The sequence below is a fragment of the Aquabacterium olei genome (assembly GCF_003100395.1).
In the GTDB taxonomy this organism is placed as follows: domain Bacteria; phylum Pseudomonadota; class Gammaproteobacteria; order Burkholderiales; family Burkholderiaceae_C; genus Aquabacterium; species Aquabacterium olei.
On record NZ_CP029210.1, the window covers coordinates 3,628,127 to 3,654,228 of the forward strand.

Below are 26,102 nucleotides of genomic sequence, written 5' to 3' on the forward strand. Positions count from 1 at the left end.
TTCTTACGTCTATTGTCGCAAGCGTGCGAGGTATCAGATCAACCGAGCCTTTCTGTGACGCCAGACAGCGAGGATGGCGCGCCGTTCTTCGGCATTTGCCATGCGGGAGCGCCCCCCCCCCTCACCCAGAAAGTTGTCCAGTAGTCCATCCATGGCGGCTCGAAATTCGTCCAGCGGCATTTCATCCCAGCTCTTGATGGTCGCCGTGGCGATCACGTGTTCGTCTTTGCCTCGCACCTTGCGTGTGGCCACTACCCGAGCCCATGGCTCCACGGTTTCTTCTGCGGCTTTCCTGTCGGTCGAGCGGGCAAGGACCAGATCTCCCACCTGGAATCGGCATCGCGCGCCGGGCCAAACGAAAGTATTGATTTCTGCCCGAACCGACGCGTTCACCCGGGCACGCCCTTGGGCTTCGGCCTTCTCAGATGCACTTTCCTGGGCGGCCGAATAGGTGGCCGTGTAAAGCCTCAACAAGTGCAGCGGTGCCTCGTCCTGTTCCCGCTCACTGGTTTTGGGCTTATCGGCCGCCGCCTGACCTGGCCGAGGCTCACCTTGCAGAGGGTAGGTAGTGGGCGGGCGGTAGGCTTCAGCCAGCTCAGCAAGGAAATGTTCGTCAACCTCTTCGAGGCAGTGCGTCTCCACAAACTGCCAGGCGGCTGCAGCCATCGCTTTGTCTGTGGACCACACGCCCGCTTCCAGCAGGCGGTCGCGACTGGTCTCGGAGGCGTTGCTGGAGCCGATGAGCGCAGCGCCCGAAAAGGCAAATACCTTGGCGTGCAAGGACTGCAGGGTGAAGATCCGAACGCCTCGCTTGTGCCACGCCAGGAGGTCTTTGCCAGAGACCTGGCCCGCCCTGGCAGATTTCAGATCACACCGTGTGAGCACCCAGCTGCCGGGTGCGGGCTTGATCCACCGACTCACCCCAAGCCAATGTACGGCACCGCAATGCGGGCAGGCTTTCCGGCCTTCAGGGCCTGCTGGATGTTTTGCCAGATGGCCTCATTGGTCAACAACTCGAACTTCGCAGCCATGTGCGGCATCCTTCACTGCCTTTGAGAAAACTGTCAGTGCCCCGTCTCAACGGGAATGAGCTTGAACTTCACTTCGTAGCGGTAGAAGCTGATCTGCGGCACCGCCAGCAGGGCCCAGCGCAGTTTCTTGTCATCGTCCAGCGCAATGATGGCGCCCTCGACCGTTTGATGCGGTTCGGCGATCTGCTCCTTCACGAAGCCCATGTAGCGCAGGATCTGTCCCACCACCACGTCCGACGCGCGGCCGCGCTTGAGTTCGACCACCAGCAGGCGCTGGCCGTCTTTGCTCACAGCCAGGATGTCGATAGGGCCGGCGTCGGTGGCGTATTGCTGGCCCACCAGTTCGCCGTCTTCCTCATAGATCTTGAAATGCTGCGCCAGCTCGGTCTGCGCCCAGTTCTTCACCAGGAAGTCTTCCAGGTGCTTCTCCATTGCGAAGGCCACCGGGTCTTCCACCACGGGGTCGGTGGCCACGATGTTGGGTGCGGCCTGACCCGGCAGGGTGGAGAGGAACTGCTCGATTTCCGGGTGGTGGTCGGTGATGTTGCTGACCGTGCCGATGGAGCCTGTGGAGTTGCGCAAGGCCTCGCTCATGGCCGCGCGGGCGATGGTCAGGGGCAGCCAGTTCACGCTGCGGCGATGGGGCAGCACCTGGCCAGGTGCGTAGGTGTAGCCGTCTTGCACTTCGCCAACGAAGTAGCTTCCCGTGCCATCCGGGCACAGCACGATGTCGCCCACTTCGATGCCTTTGGCCACTGTCCACAGCGCACCGCAAGCCAGGCCTGCGGCGATCTTGCTTTTGTCGGGGTGGCCGGTCAGGAACACGGGGATGAAGGCAGCGTTGAACTGCCGCCATTCATCGGGCAACTTGCCGGTGAGGTCCTCATGGATGTCGAAATCGGCACCGATGAAACCGCCTGCACGGCACTCGGCGGCGTGGGCGCTCTGACGGCCCAGCATGACGCGGTAGTAGCGCTTGGAGGGCTGGCTCATGCGGAGGGCTCCACGAGGCGGATGCGGCCCGTCAGTAGGGCTTGGGCCATGGCTTGTTTGAGGGCGCGGGCTTTGGTGAGGCGCTCCTCGAGAGCTACGATATTCACTTCAAGGTCGGAAAGTACCTCGACGATTGCTGTTTGCTCAGCTACGGTAGGCGGGAGTCGAACCTCGAAGGTCATGAACGTCGGCAGCCGCAAGGAATCAACAGTTGCTTTGACCGAGTTCTCCATCGCGTGGGGGCCGAAGAAGACGCGCATGAAGAAATACACGAAGCGGCCTAGGACACTTTCACTAAAGTCAGTGATGCCATAGACGCGCTGATGCAGGGCAAATCGGCCATGGAAGTAGTGAAAGATGCTGCCGATTCCACCTTCGCCCGGAATCAGAATTGCCTCACAGTCATGCGTGTAGGTGTCAATCCTCTCAACACTTTGCGATCTGACAAAGAACGGGAATTCGCCATCCTCGACCTTGTCTTGGTTGTTCATCGATCCTGTTTTGATTCTTGCTATCTCTCCCAGTGGGGCGCAAGTCCAATCGCCAGCGAAGCCCGGCAATCGCCGATTGCCAGTGAGCAGTTCCTGCATGGCGCCTTGCTTGATCTGGCGCCTCTTGGTCAGCAGTTGCTCCAGCGAGTCGATCAGGGCATCGGCGTTGTCTATAGCCTTTGCGATTTCCCGCTGTTCCTGCTCTGTAGGCGGAACGGCAACGGTCAGCTCACCCAGTGAGGTCTTATTGATTGATGCCAAATTGGTGGTTTGTCGACCAGCCAACATGAAGTACCGACGAGCTTGCGTAGTCGATGTCCAAGCATTCAGGTACTCGGGCACCAGTCCTTTTTTGCACCTCACGACAAAGACATGGTTTTGGTGAACGCATGGGTTGATCTGCCCGCGCCACAAAGCACCACGCCCAAGTTTGTCTAGATCGCCGCCCTCATTCATGAGAACGTCACCGGGTAGCACTGCGTAGCGACTCAGATCCGCGCGCTCGATGTCGATCAAACTGACCTCGTCAAGATCCAAGTAGCCGTCTTGAACGTTTGCTACACGTAGGTAGGGAACCGACACCGGGTCGCGGAACATCGCGCTGGAGTTCTTGGCAATGCCTGACTGAATTGAGGCTCTGGAGGCTAGCTTGATGACTGCCCAGTCTCCGGGGATCGACCCGATCTCACTCTCGCGATATGCAGGATTCGTAAGGTACTTCGCGTTTGGCTGCCTCACTTCCATGTGAACCCCATCTTCGCCAGATGCCCCGCCACTCGCTCCTCCAGGTCGTCCACCTGCTGCAGCAGCTCCGACATGGTCCGCCCATAGCGCTCGGCCAACTCTTTCACTCGACCGGTCAAAGCTTGGCTCACCCGGTCCAGCTCGCCATGCACAGCCGTGCTCAGCGTAGTCATCCACTTATGGTCTACCACCAGGGCCTTCACTTCATCGGCATTCAGCGTGGCATAACGCGCCAAGGCCTTGGCATCCAACTCTGCATCCAGCGTCGTGATGCTCTTTTTCAGGCCGCTCGCCTTCTCTGACAATTTCAACCAACGCTTCAGCACGGCCAGCTCTTCAGCCGCGTCCGACTCAGACCCAATCTCCTTGATGCGTGACTTCACTTCCTTGTCGTTGATCTTGTCGAAGCCATTGAACACGGCGTCATTTCCGCTGTGTTCTTCTTCCAGTTCGTTCTGGGCCACCTGGGTGCTTTCCAGCTCGGCCGTCAGCTTGTCCAGCTCAGCCTGTTCGGCGACAAAGTGGTACTGCACCAGCAGGGCCTTGGGCACCAGGTCACAGGCCCAGCCTTTATCCACTGTCTTGCCGGGTGTGCCGTCTTTGTTCTTCTTGGTTTCCAACACACGGTAAGGCTCGGCCTTCCAGCCATCTTCGGCAATCAGGTAGGCGTCGTCCTGCATGGTGTCGGCCCAGTAGTCCATCAGGTGCTGGTACACGGCATAGGGGTCGATCAGGGCTTTGGCTGTGGGTTGGTGCGCGTAGTGCGCCAGCAGGCCTTCGGCCAGCTCATGGATCAGTTCTTTGGGGTGAAAGCCGGGCGCCAGCGCTTTCAGGCGTTGGGCCACGGGTGTACGCCAGGCCTCGAAGTGGCCGTTCATGGCCTGGGTGAAGGCCTGGAACTCGGCGTGCTGGTGAATGGTTGGCTTGATGGCCGAAGGCGCCACCGTCAGGTCCACATAGCCGGGGCGGCGATGCCTGAACAGCGCTGCTTGCAATTGCGGGCACACGGCCCAATAGCGGCCCAACGTGTCGGGCGCCTGCACATCGGCCTCAGGAATGCCGCCGTTCAGGTGGGCGTCAATGTCCTGCTGGTCTTCGGGCGTGCTGCTGTCGATGTAGCGCGGCAGGTTGAGGTTGAAGTCGTTCTTCTCGATCTCATCCAGCCCCACCATGCGGGCGTAACGCGGGTAGCTGTCGTCCTGCTGGGTGAAGGTGTCCACGATGCGGTGGATGTCGCGCTCGCGCAGGCGGTTCTTGGGGCCGTCTTTCATGAAGCCTTGAGAGGCATCGATCATGAAGATGCCCTTGCGTGCTGCCGCACCGCCCTTGTCGATGACGATGATGCAGGCCGGAATGCCGGTGCCGTAGAACAGGTTGGCGGGCAGGCCGATGATCGCCTGGATCAAGCCACGCCGCACCAGGCTCTTGCGGATTTCGGCTTCGGCATTGCCTCGGAACAGCACGCCGTGCGGCAGGATGCACGCGCCCCGGCCTGTGCTCTTGAGAGAGCGGATGATGTGCAGCAGGTAAGCGTAGTCGCCTTGTTTGTCCGGCGGGATGCCGTATCCATCAAAGCGCCCGAAGGGATCTGCCTGGGGGGAGAGCCCGGTGCTCCAGCGCTTGTCTGAGAACGGTGGGTTGGCCACCACGTAGTCGAAGGTCTTGAGCTGGTCGCCATCCAGGAACTTGGGGTCGGCCAGGGTGTTGCCTTGCTCGATCACGGCACCGGGGTTGTGGTGCAGGATCATGTTCATGCGGGCGAGGCCACTGGTGACCTCTTCCCGCTCTTGCCCATACACCGTCACATTGGTTGGCGCGGCCTCGGCCACCTTCAGCAGCAGCGAACCCGAGCCACATGTTGGGTCGTACACGGTGGTGTCCGGGCTGGTGTTGGCCTTGGCAATGCCCAACACCTGGGCCATCACGCGGCTGACTTCTGCCGGGGTGTAGAACTGCCCCTTGCTTTTGCCACTTTCGGTGGCGAAATGCCGCATCAGGTATTCGTAAGCATCGCCGAGGATGTCGTCGCCATCGGCGCGGTGCTTCGAGAAGTCCAGGTCTTTGGACTCGAAGATGCCGATCAGGTTGTCGAGCTTCTGGACCTTCTCTTTGCCAGAGCCCAGGAGTGCGTCGTCATTGAAGTCGGCCTTGATGCGCAGGCGGTTGGCTTCTTCCAGCGGGCGAACGATCTTCTTGTTGATCTGGTCGCCAATGTCAGGCTTGCCCTTGAGGGCCACCATGTCGGCAAAGCTCGCGCCTTCGGGGATCTGGATGGGCGCAAACGGCTCGCCGGCGTACTTGTCGCTGATGTACTTGATGAACAGCAGGACCAGCACGTAGTCCTTGTACTGGCTGGCGTCCATTCCGCCGCGCAGTTCGTCGCATGAGGCCCAGAGTTTGGAATACAGGTCTGACTTCTTGATGGGCATGAAAGTTTTCTTCGATCTTCAATCGGAATGGGGGCGATGACCGCAAAGCGATCGCCCGTTCACGTGCGCTGGAAATCTGCAGCGTGAACCTTGGCTGGTACGCGACCCAAGCTCGACGCCACGGCCTCCACTGCCGCGCCAGAGCGTTTGATGGCCGCGTTGGCCCGAGTCGTGTAAAGGGCAAAACCTCGCCAGAACCACCAGAACAACAAGGTGATCACCAACAGTGAAGCGAGCTTGGCCCACACAGGCGCAGAAGCCAGCATGACCAGCGCGGAGAGACGCGCCCAGTTCAACACCACGACTGCTGCAGCAAGGGGCGTCAGCAGCTTGCCCCACCAGTTTCGGCGCACTTTGACGGTGTTGCCCACAACGCGAAGATCCCTGTTCAGCGCAAGCATCTGCAGATCATCTACCGGGATACCGGCGCGCTGCCCAGCCTCGAGCGCTTCCAAGACAAGCGGTGGAGAAGCTCGCAAGAAACGCTTACTGCGCTCAAGCACACGGTACTGCTCGGTGACACGACGCGTGATCAGCGATTGTTCGCCGGTCTCTTCCAGCGCTGTGGCCAGCTTTCGCTCTTGCCACCATTGGCGTAACGCAAGCCACCAAACCCCGGACCAGAATCGATCGACCGCAGCCAGCACTGCTGCCGCAGTGGGGATCCTCTTCTTCATGTTCGACTACTGCCTACCTGTGACGTCATGTTCCTGCAAAGCGAGCAAACTCGTTGCGCAGAGCCTCCAAGCTTGATGAGCCAGCGTCTTGCCCCTTCATGGATGCACAAAGCAGCTGGAAGACGCGCAGGCGGCTCTCTAAAGGCAGCAGCCTGCCATCCACGTCTACACACACTTCATCCACCACCCGGTAGATGTTGGAGAGCGCCGAGCGACTGATGGTCATGACATCGTCTCCCTGCGCTGGCTGCCTCACGCCAAGAACCAGGTAACCCAGATCCGCGCCCGCATCGCGCACCCTCGTCAGGTAGTGCAGGTCCGGGACGCGGATGTCGGACTCATAGATGTGTTGGCTGGTTCGCTTCACACCGCCGATCTCCGCCATCTCTGCCTGGGTCAGCCCAAGTCTCAGCCGCTCCTCACGCAAGCGGGCCCCGAACTTCGGAGGGTTGACCAGCGCAACCGGCTCGCTATCATGTTTAGAATTATGAACACTCTCGCCGTTTTTTTGAACAGGACGCATCATGGTGAACAACATAGTACCTGTTTGTACTGTTGAAGAAGTGCGCGAGGAGTTCCGTCGTCGGGGCATCTCGGTGAGCGACTGGGCGAGGCGTCAAGGTGTGTCTGCCCAGCTGACGTACCGGATCCTGTCGGGGCGCACCTTGGGCCTGAGGGGCCAGAGTCACACGATTTGCGTTCTTCTGGGACTGAAGCCCGGCGTGATCTGCTCAGCAAACGATCTGAAGTTTGCCCATGCGAGAGGGGCCAGTGCCGATGCCCCCCGCGAGAAAGACGACGACCGGCCAACGCAACCGTGCTGATGCAGCCAGAGGCCACAGGTGTTCACGCCGTCATAGCAAAGAGAGCGACATGATCAACTGACGCAACAAACAAAAACGCCGCAAGGGAGAACCCGTGCGGCGCATTCGTACTGGGGAGAACCCACAGATTTCGGCGTGGAAACTGAAATCTACACGCGTCCAATGGACGCGTCAACTCCCCACGTCCAGCAATGGTGAACGTCAGGTGACGGGCACTGGATTCGCACGCTCGTGCGAACGGGGAGAGATCGATGACTCCGAGCTGACGCCACCGTTACCCGTGGTGCATGCGGCCCGATGAGCACGAATCAGCACAGCGCAAGGCGCTGATGCTCGACCGCGCACGCCCGCAAAACCCAAACAGGCCCATTCGCTTCAGGACGAGGCCATCCTCCGCCGCGCGTGCCTCCGCTATGCCACGTGGACATGCGCGCGCCGTCCAGTTTCATCCCTGCGCAAACCGCAGAAAGGCAGCGTCATGCCTCCCAATTTCCCTGATCGCTTAAGCGCAAACAGCATCGCTGTCCAAGCGGGCTACAGCGTCCCCTATCTCCACCTTCTGAATGAGGAGGACGGACCACGGTCACGCAGCTCGTCTGAACCCACCGCCTACACCCGCCGCAAGCTGAACCAGGTCGCCCGAGCCATCCGACTGGGTCACGGTCAAGGGCGTGGCGACTCATACCAGCCGTGGATCCGTATCCGCAAGAACTTCAGCTCGCCCACCAGCCACCAGGTCTTTGACAGCGTGGGAATTCAAGCGCGCAACCACCACTTCCTGAGCAAGCTGGAGTTCCACACGGCGCTACTGATCAGCTATCTGGGCGCAACCGAGTTGAGGGAGTGCCTGCCACTCTGGCCATTCGAGCACCCACACCCTGACGCCGGGCTGGATAGCGAGTGGGTTGAGCGACAGGATTCCGTTCCAGGCCTGCTGGAAATCGCGTCAAACGCTGGCATCGATCACGGCACCTACGCAGGAACGACGGTCCCATACATCGCGTCTATCGACCTCATGTTCAGGCTTCAGCAGGGCCCGCGCTGGCGCCTGCTCGGCATCAGCTGCAAACCCAAGGACGTCACCGAAAAAAGTGCCCGAGCACAGGAGCGCATCGAGCTAGACCGCCTCTACTGCAGCGCCGTGGGCGCGCACCATGTCCACGAGGACGGCGCCTCCTTGAACACCGAGCTGATCCAGCAGCTCATCGTCATGCGTCCTGCCGTGACCTTTATGCGACTGAACCGGCAAACCGCGCGCTTTCATGATTTTTTGGGCTCATTCAATGAGCTAGCGGATGTTTGCCCTCTCGCGGATGCCGCGCTGGCTGCAGGCCGCAAGGTTGGCGTCGGTCAAGAGGAGTCATTCGCATTCTTCCGACTGGGAGCATGGCTCCACCTCATCGACATCGATCTGAGTCAGCGGGTGCAGATGCGCAAGCCCATCAAACGGGGCGGCACGTCAGTCATCGAGTGGTTGAGGTCAAGGTATTGGGGGGTGAACCATGACTGAGATCTCGATTGGCCGAGCGTTGTGTGTGCAAAGGCCCGATGGTGAGCCGAGTCTTTACGGCCGGATCGTGCATCTGGACATTCGGAACAACTGCGTGGTCATCGCAAAGTTTCCGGGCAACGACAAACACGGACATCGAAAGAACTATGTACCCAAACCCACGACCCACGACCTCTCCGCCCTTGAGATGCGGATTCAAAAGGGCGAGTACATCCTCGTGGATTTTGATATGCCATCCCACTGGCTGCTGACTTCAGATCAACTCCGAAGCAATGCCCTCACAGGCATGACGCGCCTTTCCCGCCGCAACCTCCGATCATGGCTCAAACGGCGATCTGAGGCCTACCGACTGATCCGACCCTTCGTCCACGGTAGGACGGTTGATGAAATCGTGACGGATCCTGCGTTTGCCGGTTGGGCAGATAGACGCGCTAGAGAACTAAACATGAGGGGAGGGGCGCGCATCCAGCGAGCCCTGAACGCCTACATCCTGGCACTCGGCAACCGCAATGGACTACTGCCTTGGTACAGCCGCTGCGGCAACCCTGGCACCCAGAAGTTGAGCAAGGTGAAGACCGGACGGCCAGTCGACGCCTGGGAAGTCACCCGTGGCAGAGATCCAGGCGCGAACTGCGACGAATTCGCGCGCGTGCACTTCGCTCTGGGCTGGAAGAAGTACAAGGTGCGGGGGGTATCGGTGAGAACAGCGTTCAACAGGACGCTGGAAACATGGTTTGTCCAATCAGTGCGTTGGGACGGATTGAACCGCCCCGGCTTCTGCGGAGGCCAGTTGCTTTGAGTCAGACGTTGATCGCGGCCTGACTAGCGCGTTGGGAATGGTATCGGTCTTCGAACTCGGCAGGTGGCCTGTAGCCCAGGGGTGCCATCAGCCGATGGTGGTTGAACCAGGCGACCCATTCCAGCGTCGCCAGCTCGACCGCCTGCTTCGTCTTCCACGGCCCGCGGCGGTGAATCACCTCGGCCTTGTAGAGCCCGTTGATCGTCTCGGCCAGCGCGTTGTCGTAACTGTCACCGCGGCTGCCGACGGAGGGTTCGATGCCAGCCTCGGCCAAGCGCTCGCTGTAGCGAATCGACAGGTATTGCGACCCCCTGTCGGAATGACAGATGAGCCCGTCCTTCTCGGTCGGCCGCCGGGCGTACAACGCTTGTTCCAGAGCGTCGAGGACGAACTCCGTGTGCATCGAGCTGCTCTGGCGCCAACCGACGATCCGACGGCTGAACACGTCGATCACGAAGGCCACGTAGACCCAGCCTTGCCACGTCGAGACGTAGGTGAAGTCGGTGACCCACAGCTGGTTCGGATGGTCGGCCTTGAACTGCCGATTCACACGATCCAACGGGCATGGCGCCTTCGGGTCAGGCACCGTCGTGCGCTGTCGCTTGCCTCGGCGAACTCCCTGCAGGCCGTGCTGGCGCATCAAGCGCTCCACGGTGCAGCGCGCGATGTCGATGCCTTCTCGACGCAGTTGGTGCCAGACCTTGTCGGCACCGTAGACCCCGAAGTTCGCCTGCCACACGCGACGAATCTGCGGCGCCAGTTCAGCGTCGCGCAAGCTGCGTCGGCACAGCAGCGCCGGGTCGCGTTGACAGGCCGCGTGCCGCCAGTACGCCGACGGGGCGATCTGCAGCACGCGGCAGATCGACTCGACCCCGAATTCTTGGCGATGCCGGTCGACGAACGCCTTCAGGACTTGATGCGGCGGTCGAGCTCCGCCTGGGCGAAAAACGCGCTGGCCAGCTTCAGAATCTCGTTGGCCTTGCGCAGTTCGCGCACCTCGCGCTCGAGATCTTTGATGCGCTGCGCTTCCGCCGTCGTCGGCCCACCGCGCAGGCCGTGGTCGCGCTCGTGCTGCTTGATCCAATTGTCCAGCGTCTGCGCCGTGCAACCGATCTTGCCGGCGATGGACTCGATGGCCGCCCACTGTGACGGGTGCTCATCTCGGTGCTCCAGCACCATGCGCACCGCGCGCTCGCGAACCTCGGGGGAATACTTCGAACTTCTCATCTTGGCTCCATCATCTCAAACGAGGGAGCCTCCTTCAAAGCCGGGGCGGTTCAGATCGGGCGCAAACGTCACCCTGCGGCCCGACGCGCTCAAATACAACGTGAGTCAGTTTGAATACTGGGGCAGACATGGCAACGAAGCACTCTCCGCGATCGCGATCAGCAGGGGTGAAACGCCTGAAAGGCGCAACTACTTGCGTCGACAAGGAAAGGCGAAAGATCGCCACCTGACGGTCAACGGAGAGGCCTTCCTCGACAGCACCAGTTGCGACCAAACCTTGGTCTCGGGCGCCTCGCGACTGAAGGTGCTTTCATCGCCCTGGCGAACCGACGTGCAGGGAGCAGCGACCGACTACATCTTTGGTCACCATGTTGGGTTTGAAAGTCCCAGCCAGACCACCGCATTGATGGCCATTCTTCACGCAGCAGAAGACAAGGTGGCGTACTGCGAAAGATTCGGGATCAAGATCCAGCCGGGCGAATGGCATGCGATGACTTTCCGCCAGTTCGTCATGGATAACGGGGAAGGCAAAGGCCAACTTGCCATGCGCGCTCTTGAAGAGATGGAAGTCGGCGCCAGCTTCGGCGCGGCCTACGATGCCATCAACAAGTCGCCCCTAGAGTCAAGACACGCCAGTACCCAAACGCATGTCGATCACCTTATGCCCGGCTCAACGATGGGTAAAAGAGCGGCAAGAGGTGAGCCGTGTCGCGCAAGCCTGGCTCGATTGAACTTCTTCGAGTACATGCCCAGACTCATCAGGCATGTCCTGTACCACAACAACGAGGAAATCATCACGTTGCCAACGATCGAGATGCGCCGAGACGGGGTTGAACCAACAAGGCGCGGGGTCGTTGAATGGATGGTGGCGAACGGGTACACGACCTCTGCGCCCACAGATCTGCAGGCGTTACGAATTCGATGCTTGCCCCGCCTTCAGGCCTGCATTCAACCCGACGGCATACACCTCTACGACCCCACGTACAGCGGCAAGCGAATCATCAGACAGCTGGTCTACAGCAGCGACTGGCTGCAGCGCTCAGGGTCCCTTGCTAGAAGCAGGCGCTGGACTCTTGAAGCGCACATCAATCCGTCCGACCTCTCTCGAATCTGGGTCAATCTTGGCGGACTCAAGTGCATGTCACTGAAGTCACCGGATCCGGACCTGAAGGAGCTGACGCTGATGGACTGGCTCACCATCAGCGGCGACGACCGACTTCGTCTCTTTCTTGACAAGGCAAACAAGGTCCAAGAGGGGGTCGACGCAGTCGCATCGCTGAAGCGCGTCATCAAGGTCGCAAACAAGGAGCGAAACGCTGAGATCAAGGCTACAGGCACCAAGCCGACCCGATCGGAACTGAAGCGCGAACGGCGCAGTAATACCGTCTTGGAGAGGGTGGCTATGACAGGCATACCCACCGGGTCAAAACATACGCGGCCTCACGCCGAGTCGCATGCCAAAGAAGACTGGGGAACTGAGCCAACCATGCAGCCTGCAGGTCTCGGGCTGGATCTCATGCAGGCGATCCGCGCATCCCGCAAGCAATGACAGGGTCGCCTGCCGAACATGAGCACTACAGAAAACCCGCTACGCAAGGCGCTAGATCGCTTCAATCGCAACCCACTTATTGCGGCTCTTCCCAAGCGGGCCACACCCGTTGAGTTGGCCTCGAAACTACGCTTCTGTCCCATCACGCCAGAGAACCTTGAAGGCATACCTATCCATGACCGCTTCACGCTGCTGAAGAGCTACAAGAACACGTTCGTCCCGACCACCCAGAGCCTCTCCATCTGCCTATCGCTGCAGCAGATGATTTTCGACGGGTACGCCCAACGCGACCCCACGTTGGTCGAATCCAAGAAGTTCATCTACTCGGGCGGGCAGCTCAAGGGACTCAAGCTTGCCGAAACGGAATGGTGGCCCTCATTCGCCTCCGGCATGGTGATTGATGGAATCACGGGCGTGGGCAAGTCTCAGATCATTGACAGGTTCCTCAGTCTCTATCCTGAGACCGTCGAGCACCACCACAACGAAGATTGCGGCTGGAGATCACTCAAGCAACTCTGCTGGCTCAAGATCCATATGCCTTCAGACGGGTCACGTGGTGGGTTCCTCGAGGGGGCGTTCAGAGCACTGGATCAGGCCCTGGGCACGAACTACAGCCAGCAATACTCGTCGCGCTCGTGGTCCGTTGAGAAGTTGCTGGTCGTTTTTCTGCATCTTCTCGCAGTGCATCGATGTGGTCTCTTGGTGATTGAAGAGGCACAGGAAAAGACCCTCAGTCAGTCGCCCGTCAGCCGAGATTTCGTAACGTTTTTCCTGCGCTTGCTCAACTGGGGCACCCCAACTTTGTTGATCGGCAACCCACTTGCATTTGGCAACTTACGGGACTTTTCTCAAGACGTCGATCGATTCTCAGATGGAGGGTGGCATCACTTGCTTCCTACGCTTGACCCGGCATCAGAGGAGTGGCGAGAGGACTGGATACCTGGCCTCTGGTCTCCCACGCTTCTGGAACATCCGGATGCGGAGTACACCCCCTTCTCGTCCGACCCAATCGACCAGTCGTTGGCTGGATTCGTGTGGAGAAGGACCGGGGGCGTACCTCGTTACCTCGCGAGACTGCGCGCCGAGGTTCAGGAGGCAGCGCTACGCAGTGGCCTGCAACGGGTAACCCCCGCGCTGGTTGATGCTGTGTACCGATCGAGTCCCAAGATGATCGAAATTCATGCGCGCATCGATGCCCTTGCGCTCAAAGACTGGCGTGCCTTGGAGCGCTTCAGCGACATCCCATCGAACGTGTTCCAGAAGCTCTGGCCGCCCTTCTCTACTGCAGATGAAGAGGTGCATCACATGGCGCCTGTGAAGGCGACTAAGAAGGAAGGTGGATCAACCAACCGGCACACAGCCAGACGCAAGCCAATGGCAACCAAAAGCATGCCGATCCCACCCGCAAAGCTCTCCGCCGCGGAGATCAAGGCGAACGAGTTTCAGCAAGACACGATTGAACGTCTCGCAAAGGCAGCGGGCATCGCATCGAAATGAACAAGCACGCCGGGAAAGAACTCCCTTACGTACCAGACTGGCGTGCCGATGAAACGTTGTACTCATGGGCGGCCGGCTATCACGCCATTCATGGGAATGGCTCAGCACGCGACACAGGCGCTTTGTTGTTTGACTCGGAGCACGCGTGCAGAGACCGAGATGCCACCAGGAACCTGATTCACTTCGCAAAGACCACCCAGTTCGCGCTCGGGTCGGTTCAGTGGATTCTGTTCAATCGAACGGCAATCGGTTCTTTCACCCCCTTCCTGGCTGAATCGCGCAAACAGAAGCTGTACGAACAGTTGGAATGCTGCACCGGCCCAGGATGGCGACAGCTATGTGGCATGCCAGCCAGCGGGTTGCACGACAGCAGCTCGATGCACTACTGTGATGTCTGTGTTGCAGAGGATCTAGCCAACTGGGGGTTGCCACGTTGGCGTTTACCACACCAACTTCCTGGATCGTGGGTGTGCCTCGAGCACGGCCTCACTCTGCTCACGTTCAGGTCGCATGTCTCCCATTGGGTCCTTCCGCCGATAGACCGATCGGCGACCAGAAGTTCAGTCATCACGTGCGACGAGCGAGTTGCCCTGGAACGGATCGCATCGCTCGCCTTGCAGCTGGTCGGAACGGAATCCTTGGATGTCGATGCTATCCGCCAGGCCCTCCTGGTTGGACTCCGGGATCGAGGCATCACCTCCTGGCGTTACCCATTGAACAACGCGCAGCTCTCTTCTTGGTTTTCTGGATCTGCAGTATCTGGCTGGCTGCGTCGTTCAGACGGACCTTGGCAACGATTGGCAGATGGCGGATGGATTCATGATCTCCTTCGCAATCGGGTTGGCGATCATCCACTCAAGTGGATGGTCTTGTGGTGCACCTTGTTTGCAGATGAAGAGGGCACTGCCTGCCATCAGCGATTCATCAATCCTGTTGCCGCGCCTCATTGGGATGCAAGTGGGCAGGCCACCATCTGGGGCGCAACGCCCCCCTCCATCCCCGCAGACATACACGATGTCATTGCCAACGCGTCAACTCTGAAGGAGGCCGCCCAGGCACTCGGCGTTTCTGTTTCCACCCTTCGCCAACGTCTGACTGAGCTGGGAACCAACCCTCGATCCTTTCGACAAGACGCAGGCTTCGAGCAGCGCAAGCGAAAGGCAATCTCCGCCATACGCTCGTTCATCGAGGCCCATCCGTCATGCTCACGGGCTGAGATCCATCGGAAATGCAAAGCCGCTGTTGAGTGGATGCGCTTGAATGCGCCGGAGGCCTACACCGAGGCTGTCGAGTCACTGGATGACCTGCGCTCACGGCAAATGCCCTTGCCGACATATCATTGAGCCGATCGATGCGGTCAGTTCAGGTCTGCCTAAAGCGACTGAGGCAAGTCCGGATCATGTGGGCACGTTCCGCGGACTGATAGGCGCGCTTGTCATGGGGAAATCCTCGTGAAGAGCAGTTCGCCAACTACATTGCTACGGCAAGCGCCAAAGAACGCAAAAGCAAGAAGTGATGGCGCGCGCGGACGCGCTCAAGCACCTCCAGCGCTGAGGTCGCTCAAGCTCTTGCCACCGGCACCTCAGTCCAGTCGGTCGTGTACCGGGGCGTGCGCCTGACCTGCTTCATGCCCCAGGTGTCAGCACCCTGGTTCATGCCTGAGCTGCCTAACAACAGGGTTCGCTTCCCGAAGCGGCCATTGACCTGATCCAGCGCCTCCATCAGTCGCGTGCGGTCGCGCTGCTCGGTGGGCTCTTCATCCCACAGCAGCTCGCATTGCACCTGGCTGTCTGGCACTAAGTCCAGCAGCATCACCCCGGCCTTGGCCAGCTGGTAGCCCGGCTGATAGATCGAGCTCAAGCCCTTCAGCGCGGCTGCCGTCAGCGCTGTCGTGTCAGCAGAGGGGCGCGCCAGCGGTACAACCACGCTCTTGGAAAACCTCGGCCCATCTCTGAACGGTGATGTTCTGGCAAACACCATCACCTGCCCTGAGCGGTGCTTCTGCCGGCGCAATTTCTCGGCCGCCCGGGTGGTGAACTCGCTGATCGCCTCCTGCAAGGGCGGCAGATCGCTTACTGGCTGACCAAAGCTGCGCGTGCAGGCGATCTGCTGTTTTGGCGGCGGGTTATCGGCCAGCTCGATACAGGGCTCGCCCCGCAGTTCACGCCAGGTGCGTTCCAGAACCACGCCCCACTTGCCGCGCACCACATCACCGGGTAGTGCTACGAAGTCGTGCACCGTGTGCACGCCCATGGCCTGCAACTGCTGGGCAATCTGCCGTCCGATGCCCCACACGGTACCCACCTCTGTGGCCTGCAAGATGACTGCCAGCTCTGCCGCGCTCAAGCTGGCTAGGTTGCAGACCGTAGCCAGCTCGCTCGGATAGCTGCCCGCTTTGCGCTCAGCAGTCTTGGCGATGTGATTGGCCAGCTTGGCCAGGGTTTTGGTGGGTGCGAGGCCGATGCCGCACGGAATGCCAATCCACTGGTGGATGCGGGCGCGGATCTTCCAAGCCCGCTCCATCAGGTCACCCCGCACGCCATGCAGGCTGATAAAGCTCTCGTCGATGCTGTAGATCTCCTGGGTCGGCCCCAGGCCTGCGGCCAAGCTCATCATCCGGTCACTCATGTCACCGTACAGAGTGAAGTTGGCGGACAGTGCAACCAACCCGGCCTGCTCTTCCAGATGCCGGATCTTGAACCACGGCTCGCCCATCGTGATGCCCAGCGCCTTGGCCTCGTTAGAGCGGGCAATGGCACACCCGTCGTTGTTGGACAACACAACCACAGGGCGGCCGTTCAAGCTGGGCCGGAACACCCTCTCGCAACTCACGTAGAAGTTGTTGCCATCGACCAGCGCGTACATGCGCCACCTCAGACCGGGAAGCGTTTGATGCTCGCTGTCACCACTCCCCACACCTCCAGGGTCTGGCCTTCTTTGGGCGTGATGTCGGGGTAGGTCGCGTTGGCGGCTCGAAGCTTCACACGCCCTGCGCGGTGGTACAAATGTTTGACGGTGAACTCGCCATCCACCACCGCCACAACCACTTGGCCATGCCTGGGCTTGAGCGCCTTGTTAACTACCAGCATGTCGCCGTCGAAGATGCCAGCCTCGCGCATGGAATCACCACTGACGCGCAACAAGAAGGTGGCTTGGGGGTGCGTCACCAACTCCTGCGTCAGATCGATGCGCTTGACGGTGAAGTCTTCCGCCGGAGAAGGAAAGCCGGCACGCACCTTGTCCCCAGCCAACGGCAACACCAAGTTGCGCTCGGACAGGGCGACGGGTCGTCGGAAATCCTTTTCACTGTACATGCATACAGTATAACGATGGTGAGCGCCCGACATGTGCGGGCAATGCCCAGCCGTCTGGAAACCAGAACGTTTGCACGACGTTGACGGCGGCCATGCCGCAACGCCCGGTTGCCGACGGCCGGCCGGAGTGAACCCGACTTTCTCACACCATCGGTGGATCGGTTTCCCGGTGGAAGTGTCGGTGCTGAGCTACGGCGTGAATGAATGCTTCAGCACCGCTCTCCGCATCGTCGGCTAGCACGATGCCAGGGTCCGGCTCCTCGCTGGCTGCATTCGCGGGAATGCCTGCCGCTTGCAGCAATTTCAGCCCGCTGCCCAGGGCGAGGATGGCTTTGCAATGGCGGTACTGGTCGCGGACGTGTTCAGCCGCATGACCGTCGCGCAAAAGGTCCCTCACCGCGGCCTCGCCGTCCGGCAGGACCAAGGCATCGAACAGGAAGCCCGGTTCATTCTCCAACGAAACGTCAGCCTGCAACTCCACGCCGTCGGCTGTCTGCACCGGCCCGATGCGTGGCGCGGCGACCCGCGGCACCGCACCGTGCTCGAACAACGCCGCATGTACCGCAAGGAGCGACTCGCCCATCACACCATCAGCAGCCATGAGCATGATCTTGCGGCCAGCGATGGAGCCGTCGCCTGGTCGCGCGAACAGCGACAGCCCAGCTGACACCGTGACTTCCGGCTTGGGCGCGCGCTCCAGCACTGGGGGCATAGGCTCGGGGAGCGGCATGTTGAGCCCCACTGCCACCCGGTTAGCCAGTTCTTCCGAAGCGCTACGCAACATGGCCAGCGTGCGCTCGCGGATGGCAGGCACTGTGACCTTGCTCAACTCGAAGCGAAAGGCTGCGGCGATGTGGCTCTTCTCTACTGGGGACTGGCTCTCATAGAACAGCCTGGCCTGGTTGTAATGCTCGGCGAACAGCTCCGGCTTGGCGCGCACCTTGGCTGAGTCCTCCCGGCTACGCAGCCGCGCCGCGACTGACACGAAGCCCTGCCCAGCCGCGCCGGCCTGGAAAGGGCAGCCGCCCGCCAGCGAGTTGGGCTCGTAGGAGACTCGGCCACGGTGAATGGCCTGGCGGTGGAAGCCGTCGCGCTGGTTGTTGTGCACCGTCGCGATGGGCGCGTTGATAGGAATCTCGTGAAAGTTGGGGCCGCCCAGCCGCGTGATCTGCGTGTCCACGTAAGAGTGAATGCGGCCGGCCAGCAAGGGATCGTTGGTGAAGTCCAGCCCCGGGATGATGTGGGCGGTGCAAAACGCCACTTGCTCGGTCTCGGCGAAGAAGTTGTCCGGGTTGCGGTTGAGCACCATGCGGCCGATGGGGCGGATGGGCACCAACTCCTCGGGCACGATCTTGGTCGCATCGAGGATGTCGAAGCTGAATTTGGCTGCTTCGTCCTCGGTGAACACCTGAATTCCGAGCTCGTACTCCGGGTAGGCGCCGCTCTCGATGCGCTCCCACAGGTCGCGGCGGTGGTAGTCCGGGTCGGCACCGGAAATCTTCACGGCCTCGTCCCAAGTCAGCGAATGCGTGCCAGCCTTGGGCGTCCAATGGAACTTGACCAGCACCGACTCGCCCGCGGCATTGACCAACCGGAAGGTGTGAACGCCGAAGCCCTGCATGGTGGCATAGCTGCGCGGGATGGCTCGGTCGCTCATCACCCACATGAGCATGTGGGTGGACTCGGGCATCAGCGACACGAAGTCCCAGAAGGTGTCGTGGGCGCTGGCGGCCTGAGGCATCTGGTGGTGCGGCTCGGGCTTGACGGCGTGAACGAGGTCGGGAAACTTCATCGCATCTTGGATGAAGAACACCGGCATGTTGTTGCCCACCAGATCCCAGTTGCCCTCGTCGGTGTAGAACTTGACGGCAAAGCCGCGTACGTCGCGCGCAGTGTCCTTACTGCCGCGCTCTCCCTGCACGGTGGAGAAGCGCACGAACACGGGTGTGCGCTTTCCGGCGGCCTTAAAGGGCGCGGCCATCGTCAGCGCGCTGAGGTCCTCGTACGCCTCGAAGTAACCGTGCGCCGCTGAACCGCGAGCGTGCACGATGCGCTCAGGGATACGTTCATGGTCAAAGTGGGTGATCTTCTCGCGGAGGATGAAGTCCTCCAGCAGGACCGGGCCGCGCGTGCCGGCCTTGAGCGAATTCTGGTTATCTGCAACACGCACGCCTTGGTTCGTGGTGAGCACTTGGCCGGAGGAATCTACCCGCACGCGGTCGAGCGGCGCGATGGTTGCGTTGACTCCCTCGGGTGCCTGCGTGCCCACCTTCTGGTCGGTGTTTGCCTCTGACAACGTGCTGCCGGTGACCAGCCGCGAGGGCGGCGTGACATGCTGGCCGGCGGCGGGTGCCATGCCCGTAACAGCTCCATGCTCGCCGGCCTTCGTCGCGTTGTAGGCCATAGCAGCCGCCGTATCCTGCACATGTTGCATGCGCTGGGCTGCCGAGTCGTCGCCAGCAGCAGGCGGCGCATACGACGGACCGCTGTCGGTGTTCCGGGCGGCCGCCTTGGCCGCAACAGACTTCTTCGCATCGGGAGAAGACCTGGCAGCCTTCTTTGCTGCCGTGGGAGTCGGGGGAGTCTTGGGCATGAACGTCCTGGGCGAGTGAAGTGGGATAAGCCCGACAAGCGGCAATCGGCGTGCCCATATTTACCGACTGAGAACCTCGCACCAACCAAACGGTGAAAGGATGTCGCTGGCGGCCCCCTGGCAACGAAGAAATCCTCGGCCACCGGGCAAGGTCGGTGGCCGGGCGGCGGGGCTGCCGATGTGCATTGATCGACGTCGCGGCCCAGAACGCGTGGCATGTACCGAGAACGGGGCAGTGTCTGGCTGCCGACCACCCCAATGCTGACGACAGCCAGCTACGACCGACGGTTTACAGGGGGCGACGGGCTATACGCGGGGCGCCGGGAACGGCCCTTCGAGGAGGCCAGGCCAGCCGAGCGATCAGTACCAGGCGGGGTAATCCGCGAGCCACTCCTTTCAATCAGCATCGCCGAATTCTTCTCAATGAGACGCCACCTCTACGTGGCAGACTCCCGGCAAAGCACGGGTCTTACAAGTGCTGCTTGTGCATGAAGTGGCCTGTGTACTCACGCCAGCCGAGTGATGAACTCCAGGGGGGCGAGCCATGTCGCTCAAGGAGTGAAATTTGCTCCGGACTGTGTGGTTTCTTGGTCGACTAGGACGCGCCCTACCTGTATGGACACCCTCCCGCTGCGATTCGCGCTCCACCACTTTCTCGATAGCTTGCTGCGAGAAGGTCTGTGCGTGTATGCCGAGTTGTGGAGTCGTGAAGCGCTCGTTGCCAGCCGGGGTGATCCAACCAACGCTGCAGAGCCCGAAGTGGTGCAGCAGGTCGACCTTGGCGGCAAACCTTACACGGTGCTCGCTCGACGCGATGACAACCCGTTCTTGCCGCCGTTGGATGTTGCAGCCGTTCGACGCTGCGCGGAGGCTTGTCAAGAAGCCACATCGCCTCAGGGTGCAAAGACACCGCCTTCCGACACACTGGCGAGGACGTTGGACTTCGTCACCGACGCATTTGTGCTCGTCGGACATGGTTGGGAAATCCTCCACTGCAATCTGGCGTTTGAGCGCCTTAGCGGCTTCCCTGACAGCGCGTTGTTGGGACAGTCCCTCTGGACGCGCTGTGGGGTCTTCAAGCTGCCAGCGATCCGGACTCAGTTGCTGAGCGCGCTTGCCAACGGGCAAGCAAGCGAGATCGAATGCTGGAACTCGGATTCTGACCGGTGGCTCTACGTCCGGGTCTTTCCCTGTACCGAGGGCCTGAGCGTCTTTGTCCAAGACATCACGGCGCGCAAAAAGGTCGAGGAGACCAAGTTAGACCTCGAGCGGCAATTGAGCCAGGGGCGACGCATGGAATCCCTCGGCACGCTGGCGGCCGGAATTGCTCATGACTTCAACAATGTCCTCTCCGCGGTGATCGGCCACGCAGGAATGCTCCGGGAAAAACTGGACGCTCACCACGCGGCCCGCCTGCATGCCGACGAGATATGGGTGGCAGCTTCTCGCGCACGAGACCTCACCGGGCGCATTCTTGCCTACAGTCGCTCATCCCGGGGGGAAACAGACAAGCAGCCTCTCAAAGCACTCACGCGAGAGAGTGTGAACTTGCTCAAAGCAACATTGCCAACCACAGTGCGGCTCAATGCCCAGCTTGATGGTCAGGAGGTGTGCGCCCGGATCTTGCCCTCTGAAGTCCAGCAGATCGTCGTCAATCTGTGCACCAACGCGTGGCAAGCGATGCCGAACGGGAAAGGGCACTTACACGTCAATGTGAGCCATGTTGACATTCGAGAGGAAATGCCCGTTGACACTGGCGTCCTCCAACCCGGCTCCTATGTCATGTTGACGGTGGAGGACGATGGAGCCGGGATGAGCCCCGACGTCCGGGCACACCTGTTCGAGCCTTTTTTTACGACGAAAGCACGCGGTGAAGGGACCGGCCTAGGTCTTTACGTTGTATCAGGAATCACGTCTGCGAGAGAGGGCGGGATACGAGTATCCGCGGCGGAAGGAAAGGGGGCGCGTTTCGATGTTTTCATTCCAGCGTGTGATGACGAGCATACCGATCCCACGTTCTCTTCCGTTCCGACTCTTAAGGGCCACTCCGAACGGGTGGCCTACATTGACGATGATCCCGTGGTGTGTGTCATGGTGGAGCAACTCCTGAACACTCGAGGGTTCGTCACGACCACCTTCGCTGATCCGGAGTCAGCACTTCAAGCGCTGCTGACAGAGCACTTCGATATCGTGGTTACCGATCAGAACATGCCCGATGTCTCAGGCGTAGAAGTAGCCAACATCTTGCGGACGCGTGGTGTCGAACTGCCCATCGTGCTGAGTACGGGGCTCATTTCCGAAGAGCTTCGCAAGACAGCGAAAGACGCCGGGATATGCGAGGTGTTCCCAAAGGAACGCTCTTTCGAAGATCTCCCTACGCTGCTGATTGAATGTCTTGCGCGATCCCCTCGTGCAGGCGCGGCGTCATAACAGTAACACTGTCTTCCGTGGAACGCTTCGGCGTCCTTCGAGGACGTGTGAGTGGAGAGTCACTGACTGTTGTGGGCGTCAGTGCCCAATGGAATCTGAACCACGAACTTCGCTCCAGTGCCCGGGCCTTGGCTCTCGGCCCATACTCGACCCCCATGCAGCTCGACCAGACGTCGCACCATCGCAAGTCCGATGCCGAACCCCAGGGCCGCATGTCGATCCTGAGTCTTTTGCTGGTGAAACAAGTCAAATACCTTATCGAGTTCGTCGACCTGGATACCCATCCCGTTGTCGGAGATGGTGACCTCCGCATACTCCGCGCTGCTGGTCAATGTGACTTCTATGGCGCCCCCTTCCGGCGTGTACTTGACCGCGTTGCCAAGCAGGTTGTCTAGGACTTGAGACAACCGTGTGGGGTCCACATTGGCAACAACGTCTTGCTCCGGAACATTGATCGTCAGACGTTGCCGTCTTGCCTGGGCTCGGATCAGGGCTGGATCACACGCATAGAGCAGTACCTGGCGGATCGAAGTCGGCGCAGTCTTCAGAGTAAAGCTGTCTCTGGATATCCGAGACACCTCGAGCAGGTCGTCGACCAAACATTGCAATTGCTTGCTTTGCCTCGTGATCACGCCTCGAGCAAAAGTCGAGGGCTCACTGAGATGGGCGTCACGCGACAAGATGTGGTTGGCGTTAGAGATGGCCCCGAGCGGATTGCGGATTTCATGCGCCAGCATGGCGAAGAACTGTTCCTTCCTCGCGTCTGCCTCTTTCAGGACCTCCAAAGTGCGGCGCTCCGCATCAATGTCGACGCACACCATCACCGCTCCGGCAGGCCGGTCCTGCTGCACAACAGGGGAGGCGATCAGACGGAGCCATAGACTGCGTCCGTCGCGGCTTGTGACGTGTTGAACTTCGACCTCGGAGCGAATCGATCCGTCGAGGACTTGAAGTACAGGGTACCGAGCTTGTGCAAGTCGTGTTCCATCCGCGCAGTAGCTTTCCCACCGTTGTGACTCATCGCGAACTTGAGCGCCGCGCCCCAAAGGTCCGAACAACGAGTCCATGAGCGGATTTGAGCGGGTGATGTGCCCAGCCTCGTCGACACTCAGAATGCCCACCGGTGCAGTCCGCAGTAGCGCTTCGACGTATGCGCCCTTGTCCTGGAGCGTTCGCCACATCGTGCGCGTTTCGGTGGTGTCCCACAGAACGCCGCTGAATCGAGTGGCTTGGCGACCTGAGTCTCGATGCTCAAACCTGACTCTGCCAATGGCTTCCACATCGCGAAGCGAACCGTCCCGCCATAGGACGCGATAGCTTTCATGAAAGATACCGTCCGCGTGGGAAGCCATCGCTGACTCGATCGCAAGCCGCACTCGGGGCAGATCTTCTTTGTAGACGCGTACCAGCACCTCATCGAGGTGCACATCCCCCTCCTCCGGCATGTCGAACAGGCGTCGCGCGCTGCCGCTCCAGACGATGCGGGTACTGGGGACATCCATGTCCCACCACCCGAGCGATGATGACTCCATGGCCAGCCGCATTCGCTCTTCGCTTTCCGCCAAAGCACTGAGGCTTTTTCGCAGCGCTCCCTCACTCGCCGCCAAACGCTCCGCGGTTTCGACTTCCGCGGTTACATCGGTGACGAGCCCAATAAATCGCATGGGTCTGCGGGGGGTCTCGTTTTCAGTGAACATCACCCGGCCCTGACTCTCCAGCCACCGCAGGGTGCCATCCGGTTGAAGGACGCGATAGCGCTCAGACCATATTCCGTCGGACTGAGAACCATCCAGTTGCGCTCCCACCCTTGCTGCAAGCCGCACGCGGTCGTCTGGATGTAGCCGGGACAAGAAATGGTCGTACGACGGCTCCTGTCCTGCGGGCAAATGAAACAACGCACGGGTTCGAGCATCCCACTTGAGTTCTCCAGTCGCAAGGTCCCAGTCATATCGACCAGCGTCCACTGCGTCCACTGCAAGTCGCAAGCTCTCTTCGCTGTCTCGTAAGCGCTGCTGAGCTTTACGCTCTTCGGTCAGATCAAAGGTGACGCCAGCGATGTGCGAGGCTCCTCCGTCTACTGTGTCATGTGGGACATGCCGCCCCGCAGCTCTGACCCAACGCCAGTGTCCGCTATCGTCCTGAACCCGATAGGTCTCGTCGTAGTCGACCTTATCGTGCGCACATCGAAGGAGACTCTGTTGAACGCGTTCGACATCGTCGCGGTGAATGCCGCAAAAAGCATCAGCCCAGCAGACCCTGTCCGAGTCACCCCTTATCGCATGTTGCCGGCGCGTACTGACGGGCACCAGAAACACGTTCTCCCCTATCAGGTAAGTCCATGTCTGCAGCTTCCCGGCGCTCAACGCAGCCGCAAGCCGGGCCTCTCGCTCGCGAACCAAGGCCTGCTGAGCTTTGAGTTCGGTCACTTCGTATGCCACAGCCACTAAGGTCGACGGCTTGCCGTGCCCATCCTTCTCTGCACTGAGCAGGGAGCGGAAGACACGCTGCTTCTCGTCTGGCCCTGCGTAAGAGAATTCGATCTCGCGGGGGCATCCATCTGCCAGGACCGCGTGCATCACGTTGTCCCATTGATCGCATAGGTGCGACGGCATCCCGAGGTCCCGGTTCGATTTCCCGAAAAATGTCGCCGGCGGCATGCCCGTGATCGTCTCTATCGCTGGGCTCACATAGAGGTGCTTGAGATCCTTGTCAAAACGGCTTACAACAATGGGCGTCGCATGGTGGAGTTTGGCAAACTCCGGGTTCCATTGAGAACGAATGCGAGCTTCGTTGGTGACGTTGATCGAGACACCGACAAGCCCGACAACGGAACCTGCACGGTCCCGCCACGGCGTCTTGCAAGAAAGATAGACGCGGTGCGGATCGTGCAAGATCTCTTCGGTTAAGAGGGCCCGACCTTCATTGACCACTTGCATGTCATGCAGCGTGACATGGTGGGCGTCCCGATCCTCGCGCATGTAGGCCGTGGCAAGGTGACCGAGGGCCTCGATACGGTTCTTGCCCAACACGTCGAGCACGGCGTCGTTGCACCACACGAGCCGACCTTCCCGATCCTTCAGATACAAAAGGCCGTCTCCACACCGCTCAAGCGCGTTGAGGACCTCTAGCGCTTTGATGAATTCGGTTTCTCGGAGCTTTTGGTCGTGGATGTCCCGCGCTGTGCCAACCCAGGAAACGAGTTCGCCGCGAATGTCGCACACGGGGGCAGCGCTGACTCTGTGCCACCGTGAGCCGCCCTCGCCGGTCAAGATGCGTGCTTCACATGTCAGTACCGTTCCTGCCGCCCGAGCTGCGGACCACGCCGCGAGCACCTGGACTTGGTCCAGGGGATCTACGAACGATGTCCAATCGGTATTGAGTACAGTGTTTGTATCTAAGCCGGAGGCGTTATGTCCCCGTGCGGTGAAAGAGGTCACTCGGCCCTTGGCGTCGGTCTCCCACAGAAGCGACTGCCCACGAACAAGCAAGTCTTGCAGCGCAACCGCTCGCCGCATCTCCATCTCGGGAAGCGACATCGTATTCAGGACGTCGAGTTGACTTGGCATGTGATGCGGATGCGGCAGTGAATCGGGTTTGACCAGGTCCGTCAGAGTAACAACGTTCTCATGATGGCGATACACACAGTTAAAGATTGTTTCACTCGATGGAATCGGTTGAGCGACTCCCCGAACGAAGTGCGACGCTGTTCGACCGCCGAAGTGACCCGCTTGGCGTCAAAATTGACTCCGTCAAAGGAGGTGAAGTGACAGTACATCCTTCATGCGAACGGGAACTCAGTTGTGCTTTGAGCGCAGAGGAGGTGAGCGCCTTGATCTCCCTCCTTGCGCCATTTGGCTGGGCTGACGCACAAGCGGTAAGCGAGGACGATGACGTCCGTGCACATCTGCTGCTCTCTGCAGTAGTCAAGCTCCGTGGGAGCTTAGAGGCTGCGCGAACGAAAGCCATCGCAGGTCCTTCACAGGCCGAAGCGCCC

18 protein-coding genes and 1 other annotated feature are annotated in these 26,102 nt (G+C 60.3%); of the genes, 7 read left to right on the forward strand and 11 right to left on the reverse strand.

Annotated elements, in window-relative coordinates; genetic code table 11:
- Positions 1-33: 33 nt before the first annotated feature.
- The 6 genes from DEH84_RS16280 to DEH84_RS16305 form a co-directional block, all read right to left on the reverse strand.
- Positions 34-780: a hypothetical protein gene (locus DEH84_RS16280; RefSeq protein WP_159099006.1), complete on the reverse strand. Its 747-nt coding sequence runs from the start codon at positions 778-780 to the stop codon at positions 34-36.
- 284 nt (positions 781-1,064) lie between these two features.
- Positions 1,065-2,024, reverse strand: a complete 960-nt coding sequence (locus tag DEH84_RS16285; RefSeq protein ID WP_109037837.1) for an endonuclease NucS domain-containing protein — start codon at positions 2,022-2,024, stop codon at positions 1,065-1,067.
- Positions 2,021-3,259, reverse strand: coding sequence for a restriction endonuclease subunit S (locus DEH84_RS16290; RefSeq protein WP_109037839.1), 1,239 nt, complete (start codon positions 3,257-3,259; stop codon positions 2,021-2,023). Before DEH84_RS16290 ends, DEH84_RS16285 begins: the two co-directional genes overlap by 4 nt.
- Positions 3,250-5,688, reverse strand: coding sequence for an N-6 DNA methylase (locus DEH84_RS16295; RefSeq protein ID WP_109037841.1), 2,439 nt, complete (start codon positions 5,686-5,688; stop codon positions 3,250-3,252). The genes DEH84_RS16290 and DEH84_RS16295 overlap by 10 nt, the downstream gene beginning before the upstream one ends.
- A gap of 59 nt (positions 5,689-5,747) precedes the next feature.
- Positions 5,748-6,365, reverse strand: a complete 618-nt coding sequence (locus tag DEH84_RS16300) for a hypothetical protein (RefSeq protein WP_109037843.1) — start codon at positions 6,363-6,365, stop codon at positions 5,748-5,750.
- A 25-nt stretch (positions 6,366-6,390) separates the two neighbouring features.
- The gene (locus tag DEH84_RS16305) at positions 6,391-6,891 is read right to left on the reverse strand and encodes a helix-turn-helix domain-containing protein (protein WP_109037845.1); all 501 of its coding nucleotides are present in this window, start codon (positions 6,889-6,891) and stop codon (positions 6,391-6,393) included.
- Here DEH84_RS16305 and DEH84_RS16310 point away from each other — a divergent pair.
- The 3 genes from DEH84_RS16310 (at position 6,890) to DEH84_RS19175 (ending at position 9,498) form a co-directional block, all read left to right on the forward strand.
- Complete coding sequence (locus tag DEH84_RS16310) at positions 6,890-7,189, forward strand: helix-turn-helix domain-containing protein (protein ID WP_109037847.1); 300 nt, start codon at positions 6,890-6,892, stop codon at positions 7,187-7,189. The genes DEH84_RS16305 and DEH84_RS16310 overlap by 2 nt on opposite strands.
- 478 nt (positions 7,190-7,667) lie before the next feature.
- Positions 7,668-8,699 (forward strand): PDDEXK family nuclease, encoded by a 1,032-nt coding sequence (locus DEH84_RS16315; RefSeq protein WP_109037849.1) that lies wholly within the window; start codon positions 7,668-7,670, stop codon positions 8,697-8,699.
- Positions 8,692-9,498 carry a hypothetical protein gene (locus DEH84_RS19175; RefSeq protein ID WP_159099007.1) on the forward strand — a complete coding sequence of 269 codons (807 nt, stop codon included), beginning with the start codon at positions 8,692-8,694 and terminating at the stop codon, positions 9,496-9,498. The genes DEH84_RS16315 and DEH84_RS19175 overlap by 8 nt, the downstream gene beginning before the upstream one ends.
- A 1-nt stretch (position 9,499) precedes the next feature.
- On the opposite strand, the gene DEH84_RS16320 is transcribed toward DEH84_RS19175, so the two are convergent.
- A protein-coding gene (locus DEH84_RS16320) for an IS3 family transposase (RefSeq protein ID WP_109034349.1) occupies positions 9,500-10,725 on the reverse strand; the annotation gives its coding sequence in 2 pieces (ribosomal slippage) (positions 9,500-10,440 and positions 10,440-10,725; 1,227 coding nt in all).
- Positions 10,334-10,450 (reverse strand) — a sequence feature (AL1L pseudoknot). It overlaps the preceding gene by 117 nt.
- Positions 10,726-10,825: 100 nt before the next feature.
- On the opposite strand from DEH84_RS16320, the gene DEH84_RS16325 reads away from it, so the two are divergent.
- Genes DEH84_RS16325 through DEH84_RS16335 form a run of 3 tightly spaced genes read left to right on the forward strand, consistent with a single transcriptional unit; the run spans position 10,826 to position 15,114 of the window.
- Positions 10,826-12,274 carry a TnsB C-terminal domain-containing protein gene (locus tag DEH84_RS16325; RefSeq protein WP_159099008.1) on the forward strand — a complete coding sequence of 483 codons (1,449 nt, stop codon included), beginning with the start codon at positions 10,826-10,828 and terminating at the stop codon, positions 12,272-12,274.
- Between the two features lie 18 nt (positions 12,275-12,292).
- Entirely contained in the window at positions 12,293-13,771 is a 1,479-nt protein-coding gene (locus DEH84_RS16330; protein WP_109037853.1) for an ATP-binding protein, read from the forward strand.
- Positions 13,768-15,114, forward strand: coding sequence for a TniQ family protein (locus DEH84_RS16335; RefSeq protein ID WP_109037855.1), 1,347 nt, complete (start codon positions 13,768-13,770; stop codon positions 15,112-15,114). Before DEH84_RS16330 ends, DEH84_RS16335 begins: the two co-directional genes overlap by 4 nt.
- 217 nt (positions 15,115-15,331) lie before the next feature.
- On the opposite strand, the gene DEH84_RS16340 is transcribed toward DEH84_RS16335, so the two are convergent.
- The 3 genes from DEH84_RS16340 to DEH84_RS16350 form a co-directional block, all read right to left on the reverse strand.
- Positions 15,332-16,636, reverse strand: coding sequence for a Y-family DNA polymerase (locus DEH84_RS16340; protein WP_109037856.1), 1,305 nt, complete (start codon positions 16,634-16,636; stop codon positions 15,332-15,334).
- An 8-nt stretch (positions 16,637-16,644) separates the two neighbouring features.
- Positions 16,645-17,085 carry a LexA family protein gene (locus DEH84_RS16345; RefSeq protein WP_109037858.1) on the reverse strand — a complete coding sequence of 147 codons (441 nt, stop codon included), beginning with the start codon at positions 17,083-17,085 and terminating at the stop codon, positions 16,645-16,647.
- A gap of 142 nt (positions 17,086-17,227) precedes the next feature.
- The gene (locus DEH84_RS16350) at positions 17,228-19,678 is read right to left on the reverse strand and encodes a catalase (protein ID WP_109037860.1); all 2,451 of its coding nucleotides are present in this window, start codon (positions 19,676-19,678) and stop codon (positions 17,228-17,230) included.
- A gap of 615 nt (positions 19,679-20,293) precedes the next feature.
- Between DEH84_RS16350 and DEH84_RS16355 the strand changes: the two genes are divergently transcribed.
- A complete protein-coding gene (locus DEH84_RS16355) occupies positions 20,294-22,108 on the forward strand; it encodes an ATP-binding protein (RefSeq protein WP_159099009.1) in 1,815 nt (604 codons plus the stop codon).
- Positions 22,109-22,167: 59 nt separating this feature from the next.
- Here DEH84_RS16355 and DEH84_RS16360 read toward each other — a convergent pair whose 3' ends face one another.
- Complete coding sequence (locus DEH84_RS16360; protein WP_109037863.1) at positions 22,168-25,674, reverse strand: PAS domain-containing sensor histidine kinase; 3,507 nt, start codon at positions 25,672-25,674, stop codon at positions 22,168-22,170.
- Positions 25,675-26,102 lie beyond the last annotated feature (428 nt).